The sequence below is a fragment of the Pyrodictium brockii genome (assembly GCF_055379715.1).
On the sequence record NZ_AP042401.1, the window covers coordinates 789040 to 813888 of the forward strand.

Genomic DNA, 24849 nt, shown 5'->3' on the forward strand with positions numbered 1-24849 from the left:
AGGGTGTCGTAGGCCGTTCCTGCTCACCTCCCGCCGCCGGCTCCCAGGGCCCGGTGGATCGCGGCAAGCTTGTGTACGGTCTCCATGTACTCTCTCTCGGGCCTGGAGTCGTAGACTATCCCCGCGCCCGCCCTAGTCTCCAGCGTGGAGTCGTCTATGCTCCAGACGCTCCTTATCACTATGGCTGTCTCGCCCGCCTGGTCCGAGTAGACCCCGACGGCGCCGGCGTAGGGGCCGCGGGGCCTGTCCTCGAGCCTAGCTATGGTCTCCATTGCCCTCGGCTTCGGGGCGCCGGACACCGTGCCGGCGGGGTTGACCGCTGCCAGGACGTCGGCGTAGCCCAGCCCGGGCCGGGCCACAGCCTCCACCCTGCTCACGATATGCTGGACCGCGCTGTACTTCTCCACGTCCATGAGCCTCGTCACTCTCACCGTGCCGGGCAACGCTACCCGGCCCAGGTCGTTCCTGGCGAGGTCGACGAGCATGAGGTGCTCCGCCCTCTCCTTCTCGTCGCCCAGCAGCTCCTCCTCGAGGGCCAGGTCCTCCTCCGGCGTCCTGCCGCGGGGCCGGGTCCCGGCTATAGGGTGCGTCTCCAGCCTCCCCCCGTCCATCCTGACGAGCAGCTCGGGGCTGGAGCCGGCTATCCACCTCTCCCCCAGCCTCATGTAGAACATGTAGGGGGAGGGGTTCCGGTCCGCCAGCCTGGCGTAGAGCGCCAGCGGCTCGCCCTGGTACTCGTAGCGCTCGAATCTCGAGAGCACTACTTGTAGGAACTCGCCCCTCTCAAGCATCTCCCTGGCCTCTGCCACCCACTGCTCGAAGAGCCTGCGGGGCGTCTCCTCCACGGGGCCCCTGGCCGGGCTCCAGCCGCCGAGAGGCTTCTCCCCGGCCTCGGCGTCCCCGGGGCAGAGCGTGGCGTGGCCCCTGGCGTGGTCGTAGACCACGAGGGTCTCGGGCTCGAAGACTAGGAGCGCCGGCCACTCGTGGCGGCCCAGCATCGGGGCCAGCCAGGGCTCCGCCCCGGCCACCGCCTCGTAGCCGACCACGCCGAAGAGCATGCTCCTGCAGGGGATGCTGGCGCAGCCCCTGCCCGCGGCTGCCTCGCGGAGCCTGGCGTAGGCCTCCAGGGGGCTGCCCTCCACCACCCGGCGGGCCCCGTAGGCCACCAGGGTGTAGCGGGCCTTCTCCCCCGGCCCCGCGCCGCTCTCGAGCAGCGCGACATAGCCGTAGCGCTCCTCCGCCCACACCGCCAGCCGGCGGGGCTCCGGGGCGCTTGGGAGGGGGACGCGGCGGCACCCGGCCCAGTCTAGCTGCATGAGCGCAGCACCTCCAGCAGCTTCTCCACCCTGGAGAGGTCCTTGCGGCCCGGCTCGGCCTCGACGCCGCTGCTCACGTCGAGCATCGAGACCCCGGTGGAGGCGACGAGGCAGGCGTTCTCCGGCACCACCCCGCCGGCGGCTGCCGCGCGGCTGCTGCACACTGCCGCCCGGAGGTACGCCTCGAGGGGCGCCCTCAGGCCCCCGGCGTAGCGGAGGCCCAGCCCCTTGACGGCGTCCACTAGGAGGTACTCGTGCCCCGGCGCCACGGTCGCCGCCTCGCAGGGGTCTGGGCTCAGCCTCCTGCCGTCCCAGAGGGAGACGGGGGCCAGGGAGACTCCTATCGAGCCCAGCTCCCTGGCCAGGCCGGCGAGCACCTCGGGGCCCGCGGGCTCGTGGTACTGGAGCACCCTGAACGCCTCGAGCCTCGCCGCCAGCTCCACTGCGTCGCGGGGCCCATAGCCGGCCGCCACCAGGACGGGGCGGCTCCTAGACACGGTCTCGGCCAGGCTCCTGGCCTCCCCGGGGCTCAGCACGCGGGGGCTCAGCCTCGACGGGGCGACCACGAAGCCCAGGTAGTCGGCGGCGCCGTCGAGCGCCTCCACGTCCTCTGGCCGGGTGAGCCCGCAGATCTTTAGCCGCAGCAAGCCCTGCAGGCCTCCACGAGCCTCTCAAGGTAGGCCGCCACTGTGCCGTCCCCGAGGGCCTGGAGGGCCTGCTCGGCGGCGTCCCTGAGGCTCCCCGCCAGCCCTGCAGCGTAGATTGCCGCGGCCGCGTTGGCTGCTATGAAGTCGCGGTCCTGCCTCCTCCCGGCGCCGCGGGCCACGGCTAGGAAGCGCTCCACGCTCTCCCCGGGCGCCTCCACCCGGAGGTCCGCCAGCCGGTGGCGGCCGAGCCCCAGGTCCTCGGGCTCTATGCTGTACTCCTCCACCCTGCCGCCCCGGATCTCGTAGACGGTGGTCCTGCCGGAGACGCTGACCTCGTCTATCCCTGGCTCGCCGTGGACCAGGAGGAGCCTCTCGTAGCCCAGCAGCCGGGCCGCCCCCGCCATGACCTCGAGCAGCTCGGGCCTCGCGACGCCGAGCACCTGGCGGCGCACCCCGGCGGGGTTGGAGAGGGGGCCCACAAGGTTGAAGACCGTCCTTATCCCGAGCCTCCTGCGGACCGGCATCACCCTCTTCATTGCCGGGTGGTAGCGGGGCGCGTAGAGGAAGGCGAAGCCGGCGCGGCTGAGCATGCAGGCGGCCTCGGCGGGGCCGTGGTCGATCCGGTAGCCCAGGGCCTCCATGAAGTCGGCGCTCCCGCTCCTGCTGCTCACGCCGCGGTTACCGTGCTTGGCCACCCTGGCGCCCAGGCTAGCGGCGACTATCGCGGCCGCGGTGGAGGCGTTGAGCGTGTGGGCCCCGTCTCCGCCGGTGCCGGCGGTGTCTATCGGCTCCAGGCCCCCGGCGGGCACCTTCACGCAGGTCTCGCGCAGCGCTGCCGAGAAGCCCGCCACCGTCTCCGCTGTCTCGCCCTTGGCCCTCAGGGCGACCAGTATCGCCGCTATAGCCACGTCGTCCAGGCCGCCCCGGAGCATCTCTAGGGCGACGCTCCTGGCCTCCTCGAAGCCCATGCCGCGGCCGGAGAGCAGGTCCTCCAGCAGCCTGGGGAGGTCGGCCACAGCCGCGGTCACCTCCTGGTCCCCGTGGGCTCGGGGAGCCTGCCCTCGACTATCCTGGAGGAGAGAGTCTCGTAGGCGTCGATATCCATGAGCCCGTGGCCGCTGAGGTTGAAAGCTATCACCGTGCCCTTGGGCGCGCGGCGGGCGATGTCGATCACAGCCCTTATCGCGTGGGCGCTCTCCGGCGCCGGGAGCAGGGCCTCGGAGCGGGCGAAGATCCGGGCCGCCTCGAACACCTCCTCCTGGCCGTAGGCCACGGCCTCCACCAGACCGAGCCTGCGCAGCAGCGAGAGGCTCGCGGCGGCCCCGTGGTAGCGGAGCCCGGCAGCGTGTATCGGGGGCGGCACGTAGTCCTTGCCGAGGCTGTACATCCTCGCCAGGGGGAGGACCAGGCCGGTGTCTAGGCCGTCGTACCTGTAGCTCCCCTTCGTCAGCCGGGGGGCTGCCGCCGACTCAGCCGCCACGAAGCGGGTCTTCTCGAAGCCCTCGCCGCGGAGCCTCATCCCTATAGCGGGGTAGGTGAACCCGGCCAGGTTGCTGCCTCCGCCGACGCAGGCTACCATGTAGTCCGGCTCCTCCGGCAGCTGCTGGAGAACCTCCTGGCCTATCACCGTCTGGTGGGTAACGACGCTCTCCATGACTGAGCCGGCTACGTAGCGGCGCTTGGGGTTCCCAAGCACGTACTCTATAGCCTCCGTTATGGCGAGGCCCAGGCTACCGGGGTGGTCGGGCCTCTCCTCCAGCGCCCTCCTCCCAGCCTCGGTGACCCTGCTGGGGCTGGGGTACACCGTGGCGCCCATGGCCTGCATTGCGAGCCTCCTGGGCTTCTTCCGCTCGTAGCTGCTCCTAGTCATGAACACCGTCGCCTTGACACCCAGCATGGCCGCCGCTGTGGCGACCGCGAGGCCCCACTGGCCCGCCCCCGTCTCGGTGGCCACCTCCTCCGCTCCGTCCAGGAGCGCGTAGTAGACCTGGGGTAGCGCCGTGTTCAGCTTATGGCTCCCCGTGGGCAGGGCGCCCTCGTACTTGTAGTAGATCCTCACCCTCCCGCTCACGCCCAGCGCCCTCTCCAGCCCCTCGGCGCGGAGCAGCGGGGTAGGCCTCCCCGCCCTGGCGTAGGCCTCGCGTATCCTCTCTGGTATCGGGATGAGCCTGCTCAGCGTGTACTCCTCGTCTATCAGCCTGGAGGGGAGTATCCTCACCAGCAGCGCTATCCTCGACTCCTCGTCGTCGAGCGGGTCGATGAGGGGCGGCAGCGGCTCCGGGAGATCCGCCACAATGTTGTACCAGTACCTGGGCACCACGGCTACGCAGCCCCGCGGGCAGCGCTGTGGACAGCCCGGTGGATGCTGCAGGCCAGCCCCCTGGCCTCCTCGACGCCTCCCTCCTCCAGGGCGCGCAGCACCGCCGAGCCCACTACCACGGCGTCGGCGCCGGCGCGTATCAGGGCGGCGGCTGCCTCCGGGTGGCGGATGGCGAAGCCGGTGAGCAGGTAGCGGTCGCCGACAAGCCTCCTGGCGAGCCTCACGTTCTTCTCCACCGCTATCGGCAGCTCCACACCGGTGGCGGGCTGGAGGCCTAGGTAGATGTAGAGCGGGTCGAGGGCCGCGTAGCGCTGGAGCCAGGCGTGGGGGAACCTGCTGGAGGCGAAGAAGCAGGGCCGGAGCCCGGCCCTCTCGCTCTCCTCGACGTAGCGGTCCAGCTCGCCGGGGTAGTCGAAGGCTAGGTCGGGCAGCAGCACGCAGCCCGCGCCAGCGCTGGCAGCGGCCTCCATGAGGCCCCGCAGGCTCCCAGCATAGTCCTCCATGTAGGCCATTAGGGTGAATGGCTTCCCCACACTGGTCCTCTCAAGGAGCCTCAGCGCCTCTAGGCCCCGGAGGCCCCTCGCCACGACGCGCCTATGGCTAGCGCGCACCGTCGGGCCGTCGTACTTGGGCCTCGCCGTGGGCAGGCCGAGCTCGTAGAAGTCGACACAGGCCTCGAGGGCCTCGAGGGCCTGGGGGAACCGGGCCGGCTCGGGGAACCCGATGGTCAGGTAGACGCTGAACCCCGGCCGGCTCAAAGCCATTGGCGCTCCATCACGCCCTCCCTCCATCGCCCAGGGATCAGGGTCCAGGCCTGGCAGGCCCACGGGGCTCCCGCTATTAAAGCCTAGCGGCCCCGCCTCTTCACCAGGTAGTGGGTCGGCCTCCCGAGCGCGGCCGCAGCCGCCTCCCCCAGCGCCTCCACCAGGGATGGATGGGGGTGGATGAGGCCGGCAACCTCCTCCAGCGTGAGGCCCCTCTCCACCGCGAGCGCCGCCTCGCCGGCGATCTCCGAGGCCCGGGGCGCCGCAATCACCACCCCCAGTAGCTTGAGGCTGCGCCTGTCATAGACGAGCTTCACCAGGCCCGCCTCAGCGCCCTCTATCACCGCGGAGGCCACTCCCCCCAGCCTTATCCGGGCCTCCGCGGCGTCGTAACCCGCTCTCCTGGCCTCCTCGAGCGTATAGCCTACCTGGAGCAGCTCCGGCTCGGTGTAGACAACGAGTGGCACCGCCCGGGGCTTGTAAGCGGCGTTGCCGCCGGCCGCGTTGACCCCCGCCACTATGGACTGGGCCATAGCCTTGTGGGCCAGGAGCGGCGGCCCGGTAGCGTCGCCCGCCGCGTAGACCCCGGGGGCGCTGGTGGCCATTCTCTCGTCCACCCTTATGTAGCCCTTCTCGTCCACCTCTACTCCCAGCTCCTCGAGGCCCAGCCCCCTGGTGGCGGGCCTCCTCCCCGTGACCACGAGGACGGCGTCGACCTCCAGCCTCTCCCCCTTATCAAGCACAGCTACCACCGTGTCCCCGTGCCTCTCGAGGCCGGCTACACGCGTCGAGGTGTAGACCCTCACGCCCAGCTCGCGGAGGACGCGGCGCGCGGCCAGGGAGAGGTCGCGGTCCATGCTCGGGAGGAGCCTGGGCATCATCTCGACAAGGGTTACCTCGGCCCCCAGCCTGGCCATGGTCTCGGCGTACTCTACGCCCGCCGGGCCGCCGCCCACAACAAGCAGCCTAGAGGGCAGGTCCTCGAGGGAGACTATGCTCCTATTATCATGGACTAGGCGGCCGTCGGGCTCCAGGCCCGGGGGATAGGCGGGCACCGTGCCCGGAGCGAGCACTATACGCTCCGCCTCCAGGACGCTGCCCCCCGCCTCTACTGCGCGGCCGCTGCGGAGCCTGGCGCGGGCCCGCAGGACCTCAACCCCGTAGCCCTCCATGAGGCTCTCGAGGCCGGAGCGGAGCCTCGCCACAACCCTCCTAGCCTCCTCCAGGGCCTTGCGGGCGTCTACCTCGACCCGGGCTATCCTCGAGGCAACGCTGGCCGCCTCGGCGAGCCTGTGGAGGGCCTTACTGGGTATGCAGCCATAGTTGGTGCACTCTCCCCCCAGCGCCCGCTCCTCGACCAGCGCCACCCGTAGGCCGGCCCGGGCGGCGTGGATCGCCGCGGGGTAGCCGCCGGGGCCCCCTCCGACCACGACGAGGTCGTAGCGCCTGGAGCCGGGCAACCAGACCGTACCCAGCCCCTCCGGCCCCGGGGGCTGCCGGTATTAACAGGGCTCCCCCACCGAGGTGGGCGCGCGGGAGGCTGGGAGGGATTGGGCTGCACGGGCTCCTACCCGGTAGAGGTGCGCACCCACACAGCTCTCCACGTGCTGAAGGGGGCTGTCGTCCGGGTCCTGGGCGAGGCCGCCAGGTGGACGGCCTCCACCTACGTCAAGGGGGGCCATGGGAGGCTCGTGGTCCAGTTCGACAGGAAGCCCAGCCCCGAGGAGCTGGCCAGGATAGAGGAGCTGGCAAACAAGACGGTGGAGTGGGACCTTCCAGTGGAGGTGGTAACCCTTCCTAGGAGGGAGGCCGAGGAGAGGTACGGGGATGCGATATACGATCTCTTCCCGGTGCCCGAGGACGTGCAGGAGCTCAGCATAGTCCTGATAAGGGACCCCGGGGGCGGGATATGGAACATAAACGCGTGCAACAAGGAGCACACAGCCAGCACCGGATGCATAGGCCGCCTATCCCTGGGGAAGCCGAGGTTCAGGAGGAGCAAGAGGCTGCTAGAGCTACCCTTCGACATCGAGCCCGGCTAGGCCTCCTCCCCCAGCACGCCCATGAGCCTCCAGGCCTCGAGCAGCTCCTCCAGGGACAGCTGGCCCGGCGCCACCGGGTCGCCGAGGCTAGCATAGGTGAGGGCCCCGCCTATCAAGGGGGCCAGTATCCTTGAGAGCCTCCCGCGCCTCCCCATGGCGAAGGCTGCCACCCTGCCCGGCCACCTGGCGTTGACGCCGAGGATCCTCCAGTTGTCCCCCAGGCTCCGGGCCATGGTAGCTATCTTCGCCACCGCGGCGCCCCGGCGCAGCATGTCGCCGGCGTAGCTGTAGAGCACCTCCGGGGGCGGGGTCCAGCGGAAGTCGTGGATCGAGGCGAGCACCCGGCCGGGGGCCTGGCGGAGGGCCTCGTCTAGCAGGGGGAACCGGTACTCCACATCTATCAGCCAGGCGCCGTGGTCGAGCATGTAGAGGAGCGTCTCCAGCTTCTCCTCGGCGGGGCCGCTGTAGCGGCCTCCCTCCCCCGCGTCGCGGAGGGTGGCTATGACGCGCACCCCGTGCGGGGACAGCCTCTCCAGCGCCTGGCGGGCCTCGGCGCGGCTGTAGCCTAGGATGTCGAGCCTCAGCTCGACGAGCCTGCAGCCGGCCGAGAGGGCCTCCTCCGCGAGCCTCCCCGGCGGCGCGGGCCTGGGTATGCAGGCCACCCTCTCCAGGAGGCTACTCCCCGCCGGCCCCCGCCGCAATCCTCCACGCCTCCTCTAGGAGGCTCAGCGCCTCCCCAAGCTCCATCTCGACTATCACCGGGTCGCCCACGGCGCGGAGCATGGGGACCAGTATGCGGCCGCCGCGCCTCTTCTTGTCCAGCTTCACCGCCTCCAAAGCGCTCCTCGGGTCTAGCTCCCGTGGCGGCGCGATGGGGAGGCCTAGGCTGGCGAGCAGCTCCCTGACCTCCTCCACCGTCTCCCTGGGCAGGCCCAGTTTAAGGGAGGCCGCTATACCCTCCACAACGAGGCCCACGGCTACCGCGTGGCCGTGACGCATCGTGTAGCCCGTGGCCTTCTCCAGCGCGTGGGCCACCGTGTGGCCCAGGTTGAGGAGCATCCTGTCCCCCTTCCTCTCCCTATAGTCCCTGGCCACTATCCTCATCTTCGCGTCGAGGCTCCTCCTGACAGCCTCGGTGAGCACGGCGAGGTCGCGCTCCAGGAGGCGCCCGGCGCTGCGGCGGAGCCAGTCTAGGAACTCTCTCCCCTCTAGGAGGGCGTGCTTCACTACCTCCGCGAGGCCGGAGACATAGTCCTCCCTGGGCAGGGTCTCTGCGAGCTCCACGTCGGCCAGTACTATCCTCGGGTGGTGAAACGCGCCGACAATATTCTTGGCTGAGAGGTTGACCGCTGTCTTCCCGCCTACCGCGGCGTCGGCCATAGAGAGGAGGGTTGTCGGCACCGTGGCCCAGTCTATGCCCCTCATGTAGGTGGCGGCGGCGAAGCCCGCGGTGTCGGAGACCGCTCCCCCGCCGTAGGCGACTAGGAGCGTGTCCCTGGGGAGCCCGTGCCCCGCCATCCAGCCCCAGAGGCCGACGAGGGTTTCGAGGTTCTTGACCCCCTCGCCTCCCGGGAGCGTCTTCTCGTAGACGGGGAGCCCCGCGGCGCGCAGCGCCTCGGCTAAGTCGCGTAGGGGGCCCCTGGGCGCGCCCCCGTCCGCCACGAGGGCTGCGGCGGAGTAGGGGCCCGCCTCCCGGGCTAGCCGGCCCAGCTCCCGGCGGGCTCCGGGGCCGACAACAATCTCAACCTCTATGCTGTCCTCTACCCTCCAGCGGCTCCTCTCGAGGCTCATATCAGCCCGGCACCTCTCAGCTCCCTGGCGAGCTTCTCGAACATATCGAAGCTGAGCTGCTGCTTCGCGTCGCTCAGCGCCTTGTCGGGGCTGGGGTGGACCTCTATCATCACCCCATGGGCTCCCGCCGCGAGGGCTGCCTTGGCCAGGGGCGGGACTAGGCTGCGGCGGCCTGCGGGGTGGCTCACGTCGACTATTATGGGCAGCCTCGAGACCTCCCTTATTATTGGCACCACGGTTATGTCGAGGGTGAAGCGGGCGTACTCGTTTATCCCCCTCGTCCCCCTCTCTATCAGTGCCACCTCCTCCAGGCCGCCGGCTAGGAGGTACTCGGCGCTGCAGAGCCACTCGTTTATCGTGGCGCCGAAGTGCCTCTTGAGGAGCACGGGCTTCCCTGCCTTGGCCAGCTCGCGGAGGAGCGGGGTGTTCTGCATATTCCGGGCCCCCACCCATATCGCGTCAACGTACTCCGCCGCAGTCCCCACGTCCCTCGGATCCAACACCTCGGTGGCGACGGGGAGCCCCGTCTTGTCGCCGGCCTCGCGGAGCCATTCAAGCGCCCTGGCGCCATGGCCCTGGAAGCTGTAGGGGCTCGTGCGGGGCTTCCAGGCGCCTCCCCGGAGCACCACATTGGTGAAGCCCAGCTCGTCGACGAGTATCCTCTTTATAGCCATGGCGGTCTCTATTATCATCTCCCTGCTCTCGACGCTGCAGGGCCCCGCTATTATGAGGGGCTTGTCACCGTTGACCTCGACGCCGCGTATATGGAAGCGCACCGGCTCCCCATGCTCCCGGAGGACGAGCCTACAGTCCATGAGGGGTTCCACCTCTCTCCAGCTCTCCGGGGGCTCTGGCCCCGTGTCCCGGGGCGCGCGAAAGAACTTTATACCGTTCCCACCTCGGTGGGAACATGGCGCGACATGAAGCATAAAATCGAGGCAGAGGGGACCGCCTATTGTATCGCAGCTAGAGCCTGGGCTGGGTGATGCCCTTGGAATGGGGGGAGATGCCCTTGGAATTCGGCTCGAGAGGCTCCACGAGATAGCCCGCCGCGCCCGCCGCCGCGTCGTGCGGATGGGCGTGGTTGAGAGGAGCGTGCACGTGGGGGCCTCGCTCAGCGTTCTCGACATACTGGTCGCGATCTACTTCGGCAGGGGGCTCCGGAGGAGCGGGGAGAAGCCTACCGAGAGGGACTGGCTCATCCTGAGCAAGGGCCACGCCGTCCCAGCCCTCTACGCGGTTCTCGCCGAGGCCGGTGTCATACCCGAAGAGAAGCTGGAGAAGATAAGGGCTATAGACGGGCTCGAGGGCCACCCAGATTTCACCACCAGCGGGGTCGATGTCTCCACCGGGAGCCTCGGCCAGGGCCTCAGCATAGCGGCCGGCATCGCCTACGCTATGAGGCTTGCCGGGACGGAGGATAGGCACCGGGTATACGTCATACTGGGCGATGGGGAGCTTGACGAGGGCCAGGTCTGGGAGGCGGCAGCCACGGTCTCCCACCTCGGGCTCCGAAGCGTGGTCGCCATCGTTGATGTTAACGGCTTCCAGCTCGACGGGCCCGTGGAGGCCGTGAAGACGAAGGGCGACCTGGCGGCTAGGTGGAGGAGTCTAGGCTGGAGCGTCATCGAGGTCGACGGCCACGACTACGAGATGCTCCTGGAGGCGCTGAGGGCCGCCGACGTGGCGGGGAGGCCGACGGTGGTGCTCGCCTACACCCGTAGGGGGAAGGGTCTAGGCTTCCTGGAGGCTAGCGGGGGGCAGCACATTGACCCTAAGCATGCAGGGAGCTTCACCGAGTAGCCCGGGTGGCCTCGGCACCATTAGGGATGCTGTGGGCAAGGCGCTGCTCTACCTAGGCGACGCCGATCCAGATGTGGTAGTGGTCACCGCCGACGTCGCGAGGAGCACGAGGACCGCCTGGTTCGGCGAGAGGTTCCCGGAGAGGTTCGTGAACATCGGGATCTCGGAGCAGGACCTGGTGGACTTCGCCGCCGGGCTCGCGCTGGCCGGGAAGCGGCCCTACGCCGCCGCCTTCGCCATGTTCATGATGAGGGCCTGGGAGCAGATAAGGAACACCGTGGATAGGATGAGGCTCGACGTGAAGCTGGTGGCTACCCACAGCGGGTTCAGCGACCACGGGGACGGGGCGAGCCACCAGAGCCTCGAGGACATAGCGTTGATGCGCGTGCTCCACAACATGACCGTGGTGGTGCCTGCCGACCCGCCGCAGGCCTACAAGGCTCTGGTAAGGGTGCACGAGCAGGTGAGGGGCCCGGTCTACTTCCGCGTCGGCCGCGACTACTCGCCGCTGGTTACCGACCCCGGGGCCGAGTACAGGCTCGGGAGGCTCGAGATCCTGCGTGACGGGAGCGACGTGGCGCTGGTCTCCGCCGGGCCCCTCCTGGCCCAGGTGCTCGAGGCCGCTAGGATGCTCGGTGAGAGGGGCGTCAGCGCCGCTGTGGCCAACCTCCACACTGTTAAGCCGCTGGACGAGGAGGGGTTGGAGAGGCTGGCCAGGGCTACCGGGCTTGTCGTCGTGGTTGAGGAGCACCTGCCGAGGGGAGGGCTCTTCGGCGCCGTGGCCGAGGCGCTTGCGCAGCGCTACCCGGCCCCCGTGTACCCGGTGGCCGCGAGGGGCTACGGGCACAGCGCGAGGAGCGTGCTCGACCTCTACCGGGAGCACGGGCTCCTGGCCGAGCAGATAGCGAGGAGGGTGCTGGAGCTGCTCGCGGGGAGGGAGGGGTGAGCCCCGGGGATGGAGGGGGCTGCTGAGGCGCTGCGAAGCAGCCTGCTCCGCATAGACAGGAGCCTGGTCAGCCTCGTGGCGGCGAGGCTCAACATCGCGGACGTGCTGGGCAGTGTCAAGCGCGGGGAGGGTATGCCCGTCTACGACCCCTCGAGGGAGATAGCGGTAGCCAACCTCCTGGTGGAGGAGGCAAGGAGGCTGGGGGTCCCGGAGAACCTGGTGAAGGAGATCTACTTCCTGCTCGCGAGGGAGTCCAGGTGCAGGCAGCTCTACTGCCCCGAGGCGCTGCGCGTAGCCTTCTACGGCTACGGCCGCATGGCCAGGACCCTCGCCTCCGCCATGGCTAGGGGCGGCTGCTGGGTGGCGATCACCGGGAGGAGCGTGGAGAAGGCTAGGGAGGCCGCCGGCGCCGTGGGCGCCAAGTACATGGAGCCCGGGAGGGCGCTGGACTGGGCCGACGTGCTGGTCTACGCTGTGCCCGGCGATGCCGTGCCCGGGCTGCTCCGCGAACACCTACCCATGCTCCGGGAGAGCATGCTGGTGGCGGACATAGCCTCCGTGAAGACCCCGCTGGTGAGGGAGATCGCCGGGCTCCTTGGGGACGGCGGCCCGGAGTACGCCAGCCTCCACCCCCTCTTCGGCCCCCTTGACTGCCCCGCCGGCGAGACCGTAGCCATAGTGCCGGTCAGGCTCCAGCGCTGGAGGCCCCGGCTCGAGAGGCTGCTGGCCGGGCTGGGACTCTCCCCAGCGTACCTCAGCGCCGAGGAGCACGACAAAGTGATGGCCGTCAACCAGGTGCTCCACCACCTTGTCTACGACCTCTACCGTGAGGCCGCGAGGCTGCTCGAGGAGAGGCTGGACATCCCCACGGACAAGAGGAAGGAGCTGGTGACGCATAGCCTCCGCTCCACGGAGAGGGTGGCGGCGAGGCTGGAGAGGCTGCGCGGGGTGGTCGAGGAGATACGCCGGCTGAACCCCTACACCGGGGAAGTGCTCAAGGCCCTCAGGGAGGCGCTGGAGGGGCTGGCGGCCAGCACCGACAGCGGCCTCGAGCCTCGGGGGTAGCCCGCTGCCTTTTCCACGCCGACCGGGGGCCTCCCGGGGGCTCCGCGGGAGAGCGGGGGAGGGCTTGTAAGAGGCCCCCTGGGGCCTATAGACCGGCCGGTGGCAGGGGCTGCCATGGGTTTGCGGGGCTGCTTGACGCCGCACTGCATGAGCATACACATGGTCGTGGCCGGGCCTTTGGGGCTGCTTCTGGCAGCCCTCCTACTGGCTGCCTGGCTGGCGGTGACGGTCTACGTCTACCGTGACGCCTCGCTCCGGTATCCCAGGGGCAGCCTAGCCCCCCTCATCTGGGCCCTCGCCACGCTCCTGGGGGGCCCTCTGGTGCTTCTCTTCTACCTCCTTGTCCGGCCTCCCAGGGGGAGGGGGGAAGGCGGCTAGAAGGCCTCTCTCGAGCCGGTGGTAGTGCTCCAGCCTCCAGGGGAGCCAGCGGAGCAGGTGGTCGGCCACCACCAGGGCCGCCATGGCCTCCACTACGGGGACGGCGCGGACCGCTATGGCAGGGTCGTGGCGGCCTCTGCCGGTTATGACTGCCTCATCCAGGCCGCGCCAGTCTATGGTTCTCAGCGGCCTCCTTATCGTCGAGGTGGGCTTGAAAGCAACCCTGGCCACTATCGGGGCGCCGGCGGAGAGGCCTCCAAGCACTCCCCCGCTGTGGCCCGGGGTGGGGAGCGGCTCGCCGCCGGGGCCCAGTGTGAGCTCGTCTGTCGCCTCCGAGCCCCTCATCCTGGCAGCCTTCATCCCGAGGCCTATCTCGAAGCCCCTGGCGCCCGGTATGGCGAAGAAGGCCTTCGCCAGGTCGCCGTCAAGGGTGTCGAAGGGGGGCTCGCCGAGGCCTGGCGGCGTGCCGAGGATCCAGACCTCCACGAGGCCTCCGAGGCTGTCGCCGGCCTTGACCGCCTCCACCAGGGCCTCCTCCATCCTCTTGGAGGCGTCGGGGTCGTGGCAGAAGAAGGGGCTCCGGTTCCTCTCCCTCCTCAGCTCCTCGAGCGCCTCGGGGCCCCGCTCCATGAGCTCCCGTGGCTCGGGGCACTCGGCGTGCCCGAGGCCCCGGAGGTAGGCGTAGAACTCTACACCGTGGAGCCCCGCTATCTTCTTGGCCACTGCTCCGGCGGCTACCACTGCCGCCGTGAGCCTGCCGGAGAACGGGCCCCCGCCGCGGTAGTCGTTGAACCCCATGCTGCGGAGCCTCGCGGTTAGGTCGGCGTGGCCCGGGCGGGGGCGGTGGCGGACGACCTGCTCGTAGAAGCTGCTGTCCACGTCCCGGTTGCGTATTATCATCGCCAGGGGTGCTCCGGTCGTGTGGCCCATGTATACGCCGGAGAGTATCTCGACCCGGTCCTCCTCCCTCCTCGGGGTGGTGAACCGTCTCCCGGGCCGGCGGAGGGCCAGCTCCCTGTCTATCTCCTCGCTGGAGACCGGTATGCCCGGCGGCACGCCCTCGAGCACTGCGCCTATGCAGCAGCCGTGGCTCTCCCCGAATATGGTTAGGCGGAGCATCCTGCCCAGAGGCAAGGCCTCTGCTGCACCCCGGCGGCATGGTCCCCGAGGGGAGGGTTCAGCCCTCCGCCAGCGCCACGCCCAGGCCGCGGAGGGCCTCCCAGAAGCCCGGGTACGACTTGGCAACCACGTCGGCCGGCTCGACCACCACCGGTTTCTCCGAGGCGAGGCCCATCAGCGCCGCCGCCATTGCTACCCTGTGGTCCCCGTGGCTGCTGTAGGCTACGCCCCCGGGCAGCCTGCCGCAGCGGCCCCTCACCTCTATGCAGAGGCCCATGCCGGGCTCCTCGGCGAGCCTGGCCTCGACGCGGGAGCGGTGGAGGAGGTCCAGCACCGCCTCCACCCGGTCACTCTCCTTGAGCCTCAGGCGGTCGGCGCAGCATATCCTGGAGACGCCGCAGGCCGGGGCGGCGAGGGCAGCCAGCAGGGGTGCCAGGTCGGGGCTGTCCCGGATACAGGCTGTGAAGGCCTCGAGCCTCCCCGTAGACTCCGCCTCCACCAGGGAGCCGGAGACCCGCACCCGGGCGCCCGCCTCCCGGAGCACCTCCACCACCGCCCTGTCTGGCTGCGGGTCCCCCGGGTCGAGGCCCGCGACGCCCACCCGGCCGGCGAGCGCGCCCGCGGCGAGGAGGGGGGCGGCGCTGCTCCAGTCGCCCGGGACCCGGTACCGGGTGGCCCGGAGCCCGCCGGCCACGCGGAACCAGGAGTAGCCGCTCCTCTCCACCCTGGCGCCGAACGCCTCCAGAACCCTCACAGTCACGTCCACATAGGGCCTGGACTCGAGCCTCTCAACGCTCACCTCGAGGCCCCCGGGGAGCCCGGCGCCGAGGATGAGGAGCGCCGAGAGGTACTGGCTGCTCCCCCATGCATCCACCTTCGTGGAGCCGCTCTGGGCCGGGCCCTGGACTGAGTGGGGAGGACAGCAGCCGGAGGCGAGGTAGCGGACGCCGAGCCCCGCCAGCGCCTCAAGGAGGGGCCGGACCGGCCTCCGGTGGAGCCTCCCCCTCCCGTAGACGAGGACCGGCCTGTCGAGCAGCGAGGCCACCGCGGTGACGAGCCTCATAGTGGTGCCGGACTCCGCCGCGTCTATGCAGGGCGTCCAGGAGAGGCCCGCGGCGCCGGGAGAGCTGAGCCTGGCGACGCGCCCCCGGCTCTCAACGCTGGCGCCGAGCCTCTCCACCGCCTCCAGGGTGGCGAGCGTGTCGCCGCTCCAGAGCGGGTTCTCCACCAGGGACACGCCCCCGGCGAGGAGGGCCGCCAGCAGGGCCCGGTGGGTGTAGCTCTTCGATGGAGGGGCGTCGGCCCGCCCCTCCACCGGGCCCGGCGAGACAATGATGCGCCTGGGGAGCCAGTGGCTGTGCATAGCGCCCAGACCTGTCGTCCCCTCAGGCCCGGGGAGCCCGGGGGCCCTCTAGGGGATAAACCCTTGCCCACCCGGCTCCCACACGAGGAGGGCTGGCAGGGGCCTTGGAGCGCTCACGGAGCAGGGCCCACGCCGCGCTGGGGCTGGTGAACGCTATAGGCACCGGCGGCCTGGGGGCCGCCGCGGCCCTCGACCTCTGGGTCGAGGTCGAGGTGTGGAGGTGCAGCAGCCCCAGGGGCTACACGGTCACGAGGGGCGAGAGGGTCGAGATACACCCGGCTATACTGGAGTCCGTCTCCGAGGCGGCCGCCGGGCTCCTGGGCCGCAGCCCCGGCCCCGTGTGCGCCCGCGGCTCCTCCGATATCCCCCTGGAGGCCGGGTTGAAGGGGAGCAGCGCCCTGGTGAACGCGCTCCTCGAGGCCGTGCTGAGGCTCCACGGCGTGAGCGTGGGGGTGGAGGAGCTGGCTAGGCTGGGGGTTGAGGCTGCGAGGCGGGCAGGGCTCACCGTGACCGGGGCGCTGGACGACCATCTAGCGGTCAGCGGCTGCGGGGGCTACGCCACCGACAACACCAGGCAGGCCATAGTCGCCAGGATGCCGAGGGTGAGCGGCTACGCTGCAGTAGTGGTGCCGGGGAGGAGGAGCATAAGGAGCATAGACCCGGGCAGCTTCGCGAAGTACAGGAGGCTCTACATGGCTGCCTGGAGGCTGCTCGAGAGCGGCGACTGGCTCTCAGCAGCCACCGTTAACGGCGCCGCAACCATGCTGGCCACAGGGGGCGAGCCGGGGAGGCTCCTAGGCCTTCTAGGGGAGGAGGGCGCGCTCGCAGTAGGAGTCTCGGGCAAGGGGCCCGCCGCCTACATAGTGGCCGGCTCCAGGGGCGAGGCGGAGAGGCTCCTAGAGCCCCTGGCGGCGGCGCTAGGCGCGGGGGAGGCTCTGACCGCGAGGATACTGCCATGCCCCGGCGGGGAGGCCGGCCCACGCCCGTAGAGCCTGGGGCGGGCTGGCGGGCAGCAGCCCCAGGCCCTGGCGCCGGGGAGGGAAAAAGGTCCCGGCAGGGTGGGGCTAGCCTGGGTAGTACGCTAGGCTCAGGGTTACTGTGAGCGTCGCCACCGCCCCGGCGGGCCCGGCCTCCAGGCCTACCAGGGTGACCGAGAGCGTGGACCCCGGCGGGCCCGCGACGGCGAGCTCTATCCTGGCTGCGGCCGGCGCCTCGACTGCCAGCACGCGGAGCCCTGGCAGGATCTCGCCGTAGTCGCTGGCCGGGGCGCCGGAGACCTTGATCCTGGCGCCTGGTGGGCCCTCCACGAGTATGTAGTAGGTGCCGGGCTTTACGCTGTAGACCAGCTCCGCGTGGTCGCTGTAGAGGGTGTAGGACACGGAGATGCTGCCGCGGGCGAGGGGCTTTGACGGGCCGGCCGGCTGCCTGGAGCCGCTGCCTGCCTTGGCCGCCGTCCCCGCGCGGTAGAGGGCCACCGCCACGGGGCCGGGGCTGCCTCGGATCACCAGCCTGGCCCCGGCCTCCTCCTTGGCCTCTACAGTCAGTATCTTGACGCCAGCCGCGGGCTGCTCTACCCGGGCCGTGGCGGCGCCCTCTAGCTCTACCTCCACGCCCCCACTGCTCTTCACTGCTATGTAGTAGGTGCCGGGGCCTAGCGTATAGTCTAGCGTGCTGCCGCCCGGCGAGGCCAGGATGAAGTTGCTCGCCACGAGGCCGGCACTGGAGTCGATGCCCTTCACGTACTTCTCGAGCTCTCCTAGGATCTCCTCGGCTGCGCTCTTCACCTCCTCCCCCGCGCCCGGCCGCCTCGGCTTCATGGCCCAGTCGAGGGCCTCGAGCAGCAGGGTCCTGGCAGCATCGTTGGAGCCGGCCTCTACCTCGAAGCTGAAGTACACGGAGCGGTACCAGTGCTCCCGGTCCCGGTAGCGGTCGTACGCCACTATCCCGGCCAGGCCGTCGGGGGAGACCGCCACCAGGCTCGCCGGAGGGGAGGGGAGCAGCTGCTCGGCGAGCTCCCCGCTGAGGCCCGCCGGGAGGCCCAGCTGTAGCGTCTTGGAGGCCGCCCGGAGCCTCAATGCTATCCTAGCCTCCCCGTCCACGATGCTAGTGTTGGCCAGGGCGCTGCGGAGCAGGGGCAGCCCCCTCGAGGCGGCGTCCTCTACGCCCCTCCAGGCCGGCGCCATGCGCCCCGTAATGTTGGCCACCAGGCTGTCGAGCAGCTGGTAGTAGGCCCTCGACTCCCCCACCAGCCTGGGCAGGAGCTTCAGCACCGTCCAGCCGCCGGCCTGAGGGAGGCCGAGCTGCCAGCCCACAAGGGTGTATGCCTTAATGCTAGCATTGGCCTCCATATACGGGTTAGGCACCACCACGGGCTCGTCTGGTACTCTCCAGCCCATCTGCTTGGCCGCGTCGGTGGCCACAAGCCTGCCGTCCCAGGGCACCCACGGGTAGAGAAGCGGCGTAGAGCCCAGGAGCAGGCCCAGTGCCGCCAGCAATGAGTCCCCGGAGCCGTACTGGAGCAGGGTCTCGGCCACCGTGTCGCGGAGCTGCTCGTAGACCGGGATGAGGCGGAGGCCCAGCATGGCCGCCAGCGAGCCCGAGTCCAGCGAGTCGCTTAGAGTGTAGCCTGCATGGCCCCGGGCCATCACCTTGACCCTCCTGCCGTCCCCGAGCCAGACTACCAGGTCGCTGAGGGTCGCATGCGTGGCTATGAGGCCGGCGTGGTTCTCCTCGATGTAGTTGACGAGGGCTCTCCACGCCCTAGGGTGGTCGCGGAGATCCCAGTCGAGAACGCTGGAGCCCGTGGCGCTGAGGCCTGGCCACAGGTTGCTCAGGATAATTGCGTCCGGCTTGTACTCGTCTAGCGCCTCGGGCAGCTCGTCGATGCTCGTAACCACTACGAGGCGGTACCTGGCGCCCACGTATTCCCAGTGGTGGAACACCAGCAGCGGCGCGAGCCGGCTGGAGGCGTTAAGCAGGCTGAGGGCCTCCTCGAGATAGGCGGAGAGGAAGGGGAGGCCCCTGGCCAGGCTGCTCCCGGCGAGCAAGGCGAGCCGGGCCGCGTTATACTTGGCCAGCCAGAGCGGCACGCTGGGGTCCACTACCAGCACGGTCTTATCCGAGTCGCTGTTGTAGACGTAGTAGAGGCCTGCGGGGCTCGTGACAGAGTTGAGGCCCTTGTGGCTCTCGTCGCTCGCCTCCGCCCTGAAGAGCACGTAGCTGCCGGGGGGCTGGCCAGGTATCTCCCCGTACATGGCCTTCACGTCGGGGCATGTGGTGTAGGGGGAGCCCCTGGCCAAAGGGGCCAGGATGCTGCTGAACCCCTCGAGGAACTTGTTGACCAGGAACACTAGGCTGCCGCACTGCCTCCGCATCCCGGCGAGCAGGGCGGAGGTGCCGGGGTAATCGCTTAGGCCCAGCCTCACCCAGTCGCCGCCGTTAACCGAGACGTAGAGGCCGATACCGCTGAGGCCCCTATCATCCACCGCTATAACGGTCACCGGCAGCGGTCTGAAGCCGGGGTAGCTCCAGCCCCTTGGCGAGAGCCCGAGCGCCTCCTCCCCCCGAAGGCCTGCTGCTAGCTGCAGCTTCCCCGCGAAGGCCAGCACGAGCGGCGGGAGGTCGGCCAGCTCAGCGCCAGGCTTGAGGGGCTTTACCCTGTAGCTGTTGCTGTAGACCGTCTTGCCGTCCACAAGCACGTTGTACTCCACGCGGGAGTCCAATATTACCCGTATGCTCTTAACCACCTTTCCTCTAAGGTCGTAGAGGTCAAGCTTGTAGAGTATGTACTTGAATAGATTGTCTGGCAGGCTAGTGTTGAAGGCCGGTAGACCCGGCATCAGGGCAACATAGTAGCCGCCTATGGGGGCCATGGGCACCGAGAAGGGCATCTTCAGCTCGGTGGAGCTAGCTCCCGTAAAAGCTTCCTCTATAGCCTTCATCACCGGGCTGGCTGTGATCTCCACCTTCTGGATGGCCGTGGGAGGCTGTGCCGCTCCGACGCTGCCCGAGCCCACGTACTCGTAGAGCCCGTCGCCATCGGCATCGTAGAACGCGTAGACCTTGAATGCTTCGCCGGGCTTGCCCGCCCTCACGGCCGCGTAGCCATTAAGGCTCGCCCGGGCGCTGCAGACCTCGCCGGTGCTGGCGCTCTCCACTAGGAGGAGCGCGTTCGATGCAGGCTCCCCATTGTCAAGGCGGACGGTCACATCTATTTCCGCCGAGCCCCTGCAGCCGGGGAGCTTAGCCACCTCTACACCGGCTGATATATTGATGAGTATGCTGCCCTCGACACTGGCCTTACCCGCCCCGGGGCCGCCGGCCGGGTAGTAGACTATGACGGGCTGCCCCGCCAGGGGCTCCGCGGGGTACTGGCCGGCCGCCTTGCTGGGGTCCTCAGCCCTGGCTATACCGGCTATAGATGCCGACAGCAGCAGGGTGGCTGCCAGAAGGAGGAGAGCAGCTCTGGGCGCCCTTAATCGTGCATTCATCTCCCGGGAAACACCTCGAAGCGACCGAGGTGTACGCGCATTATTAACCTTAGGGCGTACTTGGGCTGGAGGAGCCGCGTGCAAGACGCCAGGTCTTTGTACAACGCGGGGGCCGCGGCTGGAGACGGTGCAGGAGCGGAGGCCCCGGGTGAGGGATGGGGGCTGCCTCGGAGCCCCCCGGGGGCTAGATCTGGCGGAGCAGATACCTCTCGGTCAGCTTGCTGCGGGGCTCCGTGAACACCCTGCTTGTCGGCCCCACCTCGACCAGCTCGCCCATGTAGAGGAATGCGGTGTAGTCGGATATCCGGGCTGCCTGCTGCGGGTTATGAGTCACTATGATTATCGGTATCTCCTTCTTCAGGCTTATCACGAGCTCCTCTATCTTCTCCGTCGCCACGGGATCCAGGTTGGCCGTGGGCTCATCCATGAGGAGCAGCCGGGGCTTCAGCGCCAGGGCACGGGCTATGCTGAGCCTCTGCTTCTGGCCGCCGCTGAGCTTCGCAGCCGGCACGTGCAGGCGATCCTTCACCTCGTCCCAGAGGAAGGCCTTCTCTAGGGCCCAGCGGACCAGCTCGTCGAGCTCCTTCTTGTTCTTAACCATCCTGTTGAGCCGGGGGCCTATGGCCACGTTATCGTATATGCTCAGGTGGGGGAACGGGTTGGGGTGCTGGAACACCATCCCTATCCTGCGGCGCACCCAGGTGGGATCGACGTCCGGCGCATAGATGTCGATACCGTCGAAGTATACGTGGCCTTCCACCCTGGCTTCCTCGTAGAGGTCGATTATCCTATTGAGCGCCCGCAGCAGCGTCGACTTGCCCGAGCCGCTGGGGCCCATTAGGGCGAACACGCTCCGGTCCGGCACCTCGAAGCTCACGTTCTTCACGACATGCTTCTCGCTATACCATATGTTGAGGTTCTCTACGCGGAGCGCCGGGCCGGCCATGCTAGAGCTCCACCTCCTTCACTAGCATCCTCGCCGCTATCATTATCGCGAATATTATCACCAGCAGCACGAGGCTCGCGCCCCAGGCCAGCTCATGATAGCCGTCCCCGGGCTGCTGTATAAACTCGTATATAAGAAGGGGCACCGCGCCCCCGGGCTTAAGCAGCCCCGAGGGGGGCTCGCCATACGTGCCGCCTAGGGTGAAGAGTAGGGGTGCCGTCTCGCCCGCCACCTTCGCGAGGCCGACCAGTATGCCTACCAGTATGCCGCGGCGCGCTATGCCGAGTATAACCCTGTACACAGTCTTGAGCCGTGGGAGGCCCAGGCTGAAGGCTGCCTCCCGGAGCTCGTGGGGCACGCCGCGGAGGGCCTCGCTTACATGAACAATCACGTAGGGCATCATGACCAGGGCTAATGCCAGTGCGCCGGCCAGCACGCTGTAGGTGCCCAGGGGCTCCACCAGGGTAGCGTATATGTAGAGGCCCATTAGTATGGTGGGGAACTCCACCAGCAGCAGTCCGAGCACCAGCACCAGCCTGGAGATGCCGGCGCGGCGGAACTCGGCCACTAAAACGCCCGCCGGCAGCGCCATGGCCACGCCCATCAGCGAGGATAGGGCGACCAGCACCAGGCTGCCGAGCAGCACCGGGCCTATGCCGCCGGGGTTCTCGGGGTTCTGGGGCCTGGGGGGCGCAGTTAGGAACTCCCAGAGCCCAGACCTGGCTATAGCCTTGTACCCATTGACCGCGACGGTGTAAACTATGTGGAGGAGGGGCGCTACAGCCGCCGCGGCCAGGGCGGCTATGAGTGCGAGGCCAAGCACGTTCTTAGCCCTTCTCCAGGCGTCTATACGTGGCGCCTCCCTAGACACGGCTGATCTCCTCCTCCCAGCGCCTTATGTAGAGCATCCCTATGACGTTCACCGCCAGGCCTATCACGAATAGGGCTAGGCCGCCCGCAAAGAGGGCGCTCTCCATGTACTTGTAGTAGCTAGCCGTCTTGAACATGCTTGCTATGAGGCTTGACACCGTTATACCTGGTTTCGAGACCGCCACGGGTATGTCGAATGCGTTGCCCACCACCAGGCTGACCGCCACGGTCTCCCCCATAGCCCTGCCGAACGCAAGCACTAAGCCAGCAACTATGCTAGGCTTCACGAGGCCGAGAAGTATCCGGATCACCTCGAACCTCGTGGCCCCGATGCTGTAGGCCGCCTCGCGGAGGTGCTGGGGCACCATAGAGTACGCCTCCCTTATCAGGGCGGCCGCATATGGGACAACCATTATGCCCAGCATGACGCCCGCGGTGGCTATGGTATAGCCCGTCACCGGGGGCTCGCTGAAGAAAGGTATCCAGCCGAAATGCCTGTACATGAAGTCGAGGAAGTTTCTCATAACCGGGGCCAGGTAGACCATGGCCCAGACACCGTAGATTATCGTGGGGGTGGCAGCCATCAGGTCTACTAGGGTTGCTACGAGGCCCCGGAGCCTCTTGGGGGTCAGCTCCTCCAGCGCCACTGCCAGGCTTATCGAGAGGGGCGCCGCTATCAGCACAGCTATGACGCTGGTGTATATTGTGCCATATATTGCTGCGAGGAGCCCGTACTCCTCCTTCTCCGGGTTGTCCTCGACCGCTCTCCACACGTTCTTCACGAACACCGAGAGGCCCTCGTGACGTATCACCGGGAGAGACTTGACGAGTATCACTGCGAGCATCGAGGCTAGTATGAGGAATACGAGAATAGAGACCGGGATGTGGACTATGAAGAACCGCTTGTCGTCGCGGCTGCGGAGGCGGGGTAGGAACCCTTCGGTAAAAATGCGTGCACTGGTTCTAGCCTTGGCCCGCACCCCCTCGGCACCCCCCGGGGGGTTAGCCGCACTCCAGGAGGCTGGCAGCCTTTAGCACAACGTTCCTAAGCACCTGGGGCAGCGGCGCGTAGCCTGGTGGCAGGTTCTCCTGGCCCTTAGTAGCTATGTACTCTAGGAACTGCTTCATAGCATTGCACTTTGCGGGGTCGCTCCACTTCTTCCAGACCAGCAGGAAGGTCTGGCCCGCTATGGGGTAGGCGTCGGGGCTGGCGTTAGAGTATATGAACGTCTTTGCAACATTGCTCCAGTCGTCAAGCGGGCTTGGCGGGTTCTTCAGGGCGAAGGCGGCTGATACGGTCTCGGGGGTGGGTGCTACGAACTTGCCGGCGGGGTTCTGTATCCTAGCGTAGGGCATGTGGTACTTCAACGCGTAGGCGAGCTCCACGTAGCCTATCGAGTACTTGGTGCTGAGTACTGCCTGGGTCACGCCGGGGTTACCGTTCTGGCCTACGCCGCGGCCGAGCTTGTCGACGGGCCAGTTCACAGACTTGCCGGAACCAACCTTCTCGGCCCACTCCTTGGAGGTCTTTGAGAGGAAGGTTGTGAATATCTGCGTGGTACCGCTGGCGTCGCTACGGTGCACAGCTATTATCTCCTTGTGGGGTAGCTTGTCCGCCACGCCAGGGTTCAGCTGCTTTATAGCGGGGTCGTCCCAGTACTTGATCTCGCCCAGGTATATCTTGGCTATAACCTCGCCGGTGAGGTTCAGCTGCGTATTGCCTATCTCGGGCACGTTGTAGACAACCACCACTGCGCCCAGCTCCACGGGGAACTGGAGTATCTGGCCACGGTGCTTCTCCCAGATGCTGCGTGGCAGCGGCGGGTCGCTACCAGCGAAGTCCACTAGGTGATGGAGTATATCGTTGACTCCCTTGCCGCTGCCGCCGCCGGTGTATTCTATGTGTATGTTGGGGTGCTCCGCCTCGAACCCTGCTATCCACTTGTTCATGGCCGGCCATACGAAGGTGGAGCCGCTGCCTATCAGAGTGATCTTCCCGCCTGCGGCCGCGCCTGAAGTAGTAGTGCCTGGCTGCGTGGATGCAGCTGTTGTCGTAGCTGCTGCTGTTGTAGTAATCGTGGTTGTTGCTGTGGCCGTCTGGGTTGTATGGCCACCGCCGCTCCTCATGAGCGCTGCTCCCGCGGCGGCTACGGCTATGACGATTATCGCCACGGCTATTATGCCTAGGGTCTTGCTATCCATTTCCAGCACCTCTCTTCCACGAGTCCTTTGCAGTCCCTCTTGGTCCGGGTGTCCCCCACTGGGGCCGCTGCTCTATAGAGTCTACGTACTGTGGCTACATACGCTACAGAGCATATGTGGAGCTTATGTAGGCCTCTATACGCTCTAGAGTGGCTGGGCTCCACCTGCCTAGGGCTGTATGGTGGAGGAGTGGAGCAGGGGGCAGGCCCTGGGGGCTCAGACTAGGTGTTGCTCCCCATTGCCCCGGGGGAGGGCTCGGCCTCGGCTGTAGTCAGCACCTTTCCTCCTTGGCTGTGTCTCCGGCAGGCTCGCAGGTATAAGTATCAGCTATGCCTCCTCTAGTGCCGGGCTAAGCCCGGGAGGCCTTGCCGCACCTCCCCTCGGGCCCCTGGGGCTGGCTTGATGGAGGGATAGTGGGATGCCCATAGTCTCGCTCAAGGTTATGCCCATGGGTGTGGGGACTAGCGTCTCGCGCTACATAGCCAGGGTGGTTGCCCTCCTAGAGGCGCATGGCTACAAGCCGGAGGTGACGCCCGACACCACGGTCATACAGGTTAGCGATCTAAGTGAGGTCGGTGCAATAGTCCGGATGGTGCATGACGAGCTCTACAGCATGGGTGTGCCCCGGGTAGTCACCATCGTGATGATAGATGATAGGAGGGATGTGGAGGAGGCTAGCCCGGAGGAGATGGTTCAGAAGGTGCTGAGGAAGGTCGAGGAGGAGAGGAAGAACGTTAAGGGCGACGTCCACGGCGTGATGTAGCCGCCTCTCCTGCGGTCCAGGATG

Annotated in this window: 21 protein-coding genes and 1 pseudogene; 6 read left to right on the plus strand and 16 right to left on the minus strand. The window is 68.0% G+C overall.

Going from position 1 to position 24849, the window contains the following annotated elements; translation table 11 throughout:
* Window positions 1-23 precede the first annotated feature (23 nt).
* The 6 genes from ACZ42Y_RS04270 to lpdA form a co-directional block, all read right to left on the minus strand.
* Window positions 24-1316: an anthranilate synthase component I family protein gene (locus tag ACZ42Y_RS04270; RefSeq protein WP_058371110.1), complete on the minus strand. Its 1293-nt coding sequence runs from the start codon at window positions 1314-1316 to the stop codon at window positions 24-26.
* Window positions 1307-1963 carry a phosphoribosylanthranilate isomerase gene (locus tag ACZ42Y_RS04275; protein WP_058371109.1) on the minus strand — a complete coding sequence of 219 codons (657 nt, stop codon included), beginning with the start codon at window positions 1961-1963 and terminating at the stop codon, window positions 1307-1309. Before ACZ42Y_RS04275 ends, ACZ42Y_RS04270 begins: the two co-directional genes overlap by 10 nt.
* Complete coding sequence (trpD, locus tag ACZ42Y_RS04280) at window positions 1951-2991, minus strand: anthranilate phosphoribosyltransferase (protein ID WP_236698166.1); 1041 nt, start codon at window positions 2989-2991, stop codon at window positions 1951-1953. Before trpD ends, ACZ42Y_RS04275 begins: the two co-directional genes overlap by 13 nt.
* The gene (locus ACZ42Y_RS04285; protein WP_058371108.1) at window positions 2988-4283 is read right to left on the minus strand and encodes a TrpB-like pyridoxal phosphate-dependent enzyme; all 1296 of its coding nucleotides are present in this window, start codon (window positions 4281-4283) and stop codon (window positions 2988-2990) included. The genes trpD and ACZ42Y_RS04285 overlap by 4 nt, the downstream gene beginning before the upstream one ends.
* Before the next feature lie 2 nt (window positions 4284-4285).
* On the minus strand, window positions 4286-5047 hold the full coding sequence (gene trpA, locus ACZ42Y_RS04290) for a tryptophan synthase subunit alpha (protein WP_058371107.1): 762 nt from the start codon (window positions 5045-5047) through the stop codon (window positions 4286-4288).
* Between the two features lie 83 nt (window positions 5048-5130).
* Window positions 5131-6507, minus strand: coding sequence for a dihydrolipoyl dehydrogenase (gene lpdA, locus ACZ42Y_RS04295; RefSeq protein WP_058371106.1), 1377 nt, complete (start codon window positions 6505-6507; stop codon window positions 5131-5133).
* 90 nt (window positions 6508-6597) lie between these two features.
* Between lpdA and ACZ42Y_RS04300 the strand changes: the two genes are divergently transcribed.
* Window positions 6598-7089, plus strand: a complete 492-nt coding sequence (locus ACZ42Y_RS04300) for an alanyl-tRNA editing protein (RefSeq protein ID WP_058371105.1) — start codon at window positions 6598-6600, stop codon at window positions 7087-7089.
* Here the strand turns inward: ACZ42Y_RS04300 and ACZ42Y_RS04305 are convergent.
* The 3 genes from ACZ42Y_RS04305 to aroF are packed head-to-tail and all read right to left on the minus strand — an operon-like array spanning window position 7086 to window position 9695.
* Window positions 7086-7790: a type I 3-dehydroquinate dehydratase gene (locus ACZ42Y_RS04305; protein ID WP_058371104.1), complete on the minus strand. Its 705-nt coding sequence runs from the start codon at window positions 7788-7790 to the stop codon at window positions 7086-7088. The genes ACZ42Y_RS04300 and ACZ42Y_RS04305 overlap by 4 nt on opposite strands.
* The gene (gene aroB / locus ACZ42Y_RS04310) at window positions 7765-8880 is read right to left on the minus strand and encodes a 3-dehydroquinate synthase (RefSeq protein WP_058371103.1); all 1116 of its coding nucleotides are present in this window, start codon (window positions 8878-8880) and stop codon (window positions 7765-7767) included. The genes ACZ42Y_RS04305 and aroB overlap by 26 nt, the downstream gene beginning before the upstream one ends.
* The gene (gene aroF / locus ACZ42Y_RS04315; protein ID WP_058371102.1) at window positions 8877-9695 is read right to left on the minus strand and encodes a 3-deoxy-7-phosphoheptulonate synthase; all 819 of its coding nucleotides are present in this window, start codon (window positions 9693-9695) and stop codon (window positions 8877-8879) included. Before aroF ends, aroB begins: the two co-directional genes overlap by 4 nt.
* Before the next feature lie 181 nt (window positions 9696-9876).
* Here aroF and ACZ42Y_RS04320 point away from each other — a divergent pair, with 181 nt between their 5' ends.
* The 3 genes and pseudogenes from ACZ42Y_RS04320 to ACZ42Y_RS04330 form a co-directional block, all read left to right on the plus strand.
* The gene (locus ACZ42Y_RS04320) at window positions 9877-10683 is read left to right on the plus strand and encodes a transketolase (protein WP_464735762.1); all 807 of its coding nucleotides are present in this window, start codon (window positions 9877-9879) and stop codon (window positions 10681-10683) included.
* Window positions 10649-11629, plus strand: coding sequence for a transketolase family protein (locus ACZ42Y_RS04325; protein ID WP_464735763.1), 981 nt, complete (start codon window positions 10649-10651; stop codon window positions 11627-11629). Before ACZ42Y_RS04320 ends, ACZ42Y_RS04325 begins: the two co-directional genes overlap by 35 nt.
* Window positions 11630-11638: 9 nt before the next feature.
* Window positions 11639-12262, plus strand: a pseudogene (locus ACZ42Y_RS04330) (prephenate dehydrogenase/arogenate dehydrogenase family protein); the annotation flags it as partial.
* Window positions 12263-12967: 705 nt separating this feature from the next.
* Here the strand turns inward: ACZ42Y_RS04330 and aroC are convergent.
* Entirely contained in the window at window positions 12968-14206 is a 1239-nt protein-coding gene (aroC, locus tag ACZ42Y_RS04335) for a chorismate synthase (RefSeq protein WP_464735764.1), read from the minus strand.
* Between the two features lie 43 nt (window positions 14207-14249).
* Window positions 14250-15506 carry a 3-phosphoshikimate 1-carboxyvinyltransferase gene (gene aroA / locus ACZ42Y_RS04340; RefSeq protein WP_464735765.1) on the minus strand — a complete coding sequence of 419 codons (1257 nt, stop codon included), beginning with the start codon at window positions 15504-15506 and terminating at the stop codon, window positions 14250-14252.
* A gap of 152 nt (window positions 15507-15658) precedes the next feature.
* On the opposite strand from aroA, the gene ACZ42Y_RS04345 reads away from it, so the two are divergent.
* Window positions 15659-16543, plus strand: coding sequence for a shikimate kinase (locus ACZ42Y_RS04345; protein WP_058371097.1), 885 nt, complete (start codon window positions 15659-15661; stop codon window positions 16541-16543).
* A 75-nt stretch (window positions 16544-16618) separates the two neighbouring features.
* Here ACZ42Y_RS04345 and ACZ42Y_RS04350 read toward each other — a convergent pair whose 3' ends face one another.
* The 5 genes from ACZ42Y_RS04350 to pstS form a co-directional block, all read right to left on the minus strand.
* Entirely contained in the window at window positions 16619-20044 is a 3426-nt protein-coding gene (locus tag ACZ42Y_RS04350; RefSeq protein ID WP_464735766.1) for a hypothetical protein, read from the minus strand.
* Between the two features lie 184 nt (window positions 20045-20228).
* Window positions 20229-20990, minus strand: coding sequence for a phosphate ABC transporter ATP-binding protein (locus ACZ42Y_RS04355; RefSeq protein ID WP_464735767.1), 762 nt, complete (start codon window positions 20988-20990; stop codon window positions 20229-20231).
* Window position 20991: 1 nt separating this feature from the next.
* Entirely contained in the window at window positions 20992-21861 is an 870-nt protein-coding gene (gene pstA, locus ACZ42Y_RS04360; protein WP_058371094.1) for a phosphate ABC transporter permease PstA, read from the minus strand.
* A complete protein-coding gene (gene pstC, locus ACZ42Y_RS04365; RefSeq protein WP_201783093.1) occupies window positions 21854-22840 on the minus strand; it encodes a phosphate ABC transporter permease subunit PstC in 987 nt (328 codons plus the stop codon). Before pstC ends, pstA begins: the two co-directional genes overlap by 8 nt.
* A gap of 22 nt (window positions 22841-22862) precedes the next feature.
* On the minus strand, window positions 22863-24062 hold the full coding sequence (gene pstS, locus ACZ42Y_RS04370) for a phosphate ABC transporter substrate-binding protein PstS (RefSeq protein WP_058371093.1): 1200 nt from the start codon (window positions 24060-24062) through the stop codon (window positions 22863-22865).
* 418 nt (window positions 24063-24480) lie between these two features.
* Between pstS and ACZ42Y_RS04375 the strand changes: the two genes are divergently transcribed.
* Complete coding sequence (locus ACZ42Y_RS04375) at window positions 24481-24825, plus strand: MTH1187 family thiamine-binding protein (protein WP_058371092.1); 345 nt, start codon at window positions 24481-24483, stop codon at window positions 24823-24825.
* Window positions 24826-24849: the final 24 nt, after the last annotated feature.